The 3,136-nt window shown below is 67.3% G+C and carries 2 protein-coding genes and 1 pseudogene; all 3 read right to left on the reverse strand.

Annotated features, from left to right (window positions below):
- Positions 1-883 (reverse strand): hypothetical protein (locus WB508_RS11955; RefSeq protein ID WP_423845107.1); only part of this gene is annotated, 883 nt, incomplete at its 3' end.
- A gap of 25 nt (positions 884-908) precedes the next feature.
- Positions 909-2,504 carry a cation:proton antiporter gene (locus WB508_RS11960; protein WP_423845108.1) on the reverse strand — a complete coding sequence of 532 codons (1,596 nt, stop codon included), beginning with the start codon at positions 2,502-2,504 and terminating at the stop codon, positions 909-911.
- A gap of 42 nt (positions 2,505-2,546) precedes the next feature.
- A pseudogene (locus WB508_RS11965) lies at positions 2,547-3,136 on the reverse strand (translational GTPase TypA); the annotation flags it as partial.

Consider the following 3,136-nt stretch of genomic DNA (forward strand, 5'->3'; position numbering starts at 1 on the left):
GGGTGAGCTTGTCGCGGTTGCGCAGGCCGACTGGCAGCGCCAAGATGACGACCAGGGCGACGAAGCCGCTGATCACCTTGTCGCCGATCGACGTCACCACGTTCGACAGGCCGACCGCGACGACCAGTTCATGTGTCAAGGCCAGGAAGGTTCTCGTCATGTCGTCTTGGTCGTGGCCGACGGAACCGCCGAAGGCGAACACCACGATGGGCACCGCGACGACCGAGCAGACTGCGGCGACCACCAGATTCAGCGAGAAGAATCTCGGCAGCGTCCGACCCATCCCGAACGTGGCGATCCCGTACCCCCAGACCAGAGCGCCAGCCACGTTGACCAGCAGGAAGGGCGCCGAGTCCGCGCCGCTGATGGCCATGCCGGCGATGTTGGTCGTCGCACCCACGAGAGCTCCGCGCCAGGGTCCCAGAGCGATCGCCGCGATGGCCGTCCCCCACATGTCCAGGTGGACCGGCAGGGAGAGCAGCTCGACACCAACGCGACCGACGAGGTTGAACACGACGCAGCCAAGCATGAGGATCAAGACCGCGCGGCCGGTCGTGATGGCGGTCGGCGGATCCGCCGGACCGCGGCATGCCGCGATCCACTCGTCGACCTGTGCGTCGTCGGCGCCGAGCACCGACCCGACCTCGTGCAGAAGTGTCAGATCGGGCCGAGCCCGTCCTCGCTGCAGCACGTCGTAGACGGTGGTGCGGGCAACCGCGGCGGTGAACGAGTCGAGACCACGTGCTGAGCGCTGCGCCGTGACCCGTCGAGCGATCTCGGCGTACGACAGATCGCCGGCGGCTGCGCGCAGAGCCTGCAGCTGATCGATCAGTGGATCGTAGGTCCCCCGCCCCCGCTTCGAGTTTGGTGCGGTCCCAGCCATCATGGCAGCCTACAGACTGATGCCCTCAGGCGTCGTCCGTCCGCCGGGACAGACCGGCCGCCTCGGCCGCTCCATCGGCCAGCGAGGTGCCAGCGCCGCTGTACAGGCCGAACACCGAGTGCGCTCGCCCGTGCATGTCGTCCACTTCGCGATCGCGCTGCGCCACTGCGGCGATCGTGCCGGTGAAGTCCTGCCCCTCCAGCAGCCGCATCGCCGCAACGTTGGCCCCGTGGAAGGGCATGGCGAGGATCGCGAGGTCCAGCTCGCCGGTCTGGGTCAGCTGGTGCCATAGATCGGGGTCAAGAGCGTCGCCTTCAATCACCTCGAAGTCATCGCTGCGCAGCTGTGCGGCGCGATCCTCCCGCGCCTCGATCCCGATCACGCGCAGTCCGTACTCGTTCTCCAGCTGCCGATAGGCGGCCTGCCCGATCCGTCCCATGCCGAGCACCACGGCGTCGGCGTGCGCAAGGTCGATCGCGCGTTCGCCGGGGTGCAGCTGCTCGCGGCTCTGCTGCGGCAGTCGTCGCTCGGCCAGGGCGACCAGTCGGGACATCTGCGTGTTCACCAGCGTCGACACGAGGAATCCGGCTGCCACCGCCGTGGCCAGCACCACGAGCCAGTCCGGGTCCAGCAGGTCCGATGACGCGCCAACGACCGCGACGATCAGCCCGAACTCGGAGTAGTTGCCAAGGACCGCGCCGGCCTGCACCGAGGTGCGATGCCGCATGCCGTGCCACCACAGGAGTGCCACGAACCCGAGCGACTTGAGCGGGATCAGCAGCAGCAGCAGCGCCGCGAGCACGATGTCCTCGACCGAGGGCAGTCCGGTGAAGCCGATCGACAAGAAGAAGCCCACCAGGAGCAGCTCCTTGACCGAGAACAGTCGCTTGGACAGCTCGGCGGAGCGCGGTTCGGACGCGATCAGCAGTCCGACGATCAGAGCACCGAGGTCGCCCTTGAGCCCGGCCTGCTCGAACAAGGCGTAGCCGGGCCCCAGGGCCAGCGCCACACCGAACAGCGGCACCAGCTCGTCGTGCCGCAACCGGCGTAGAACTTTGCGAGCCACCCACGCCGCTGGAAGGAGGAGCAGCAGGAGAGCCGCCCACGGCGAGGGAGCCTCGCCTCGGGCCACGGTGAGGAAGGCGACGGCCACGAGGTCCTGAATGATCAGCACACCGACCGCGGTGCGACCAAAGCGCGATCCCGTGGCATTGCGATCGTCGAGCACCTTGATCACCAGAACGGTGCTGGAGAACGACAACGCGAAACCGACGACCAGCAACGACTGCCAGTCGGTCTCTATCAGGAGGCTCGCTGCGATCAGGGCGATCAGGCTGAGATACGCCCAGATCAGCGCCGACGTGACGCCCAAGTGGATTAGGCTGGTCGACCAGACCTCGCGCCGGGCGAGCACCCGGACGTCGAGCGTGAGGCCGACCCCGAACAGCAGCAGGGCGACACCGAGATCAGCGACGACGTCGAGGCCCTCGAGCGGCGAGACGCCGGCCGCGTTGAGCGCGAAGCCAGCCACCAGAAACCCCACCAGAGGCGGCAGCCGAACCAAGGACGCGGCGAGGCCCGCCCCGAGGGCAGCCAGGAGGAGGACGGACAGATCGGTCATGACCGCTATTGTCCGCCAGATCCGCCCCGGCCTGCGCCTCGACTACTTCTTGGAGCGAGCCGCGCGGTTGCGAGCCGACGCGTCCAGGATCACCTTGCGGATGCGGACGTTGCCCGGGGTGACCTCGACGCACTCGTCCTCGCGGCAGAACTCCAGACACTGCTCGAGCGACAGCTTCTTGGGAGGAATGACCTTCTCGAAGTTGTCCGACGTCGCCGACCGGATGTTGGTCTGCTTCTTCTCCTTGGTGATGTTGACGTCCATGTCGTCATCACGGGAGTTCTCGCCGATGATCATGCCCTCGTAGACCTCGGTGGCGGGATCGACGAACAGCACGCCGCGCTCCTGCAGGTTGGTCATCGCGAATGACGTGACCGCGCCGGCGCGATCGGCAACCAGCGACCCAGACGGGCGGGTCGAGATCTCGCCGAACCACGGCTCGTAGCCTTCGGAGATGTGATGCGCGATGCCGGTACCGCGAGTGTCGGTGAGAAACTCGGTGCGGAAGCCGATCAGGCCTCGGGCCGGTACGAGGAACTCCATGCGAACCCAGCCGGTGCCGTGGTTGATCATCTGCTCCATGCGGCCCTTGCGGATGGCCAGCAGCTGCGTGATGGTGCCCAGGTACTCCT

The sequence above is a fragment of the Aeromicrobium sp. genome (assembly GCF_049586495.1).
Classification (GTDB): Bacteria; Actinomycetota; Actinomycetes; order Propionibacteriales; family Nocardioidaceae; genus Aeromicrobium.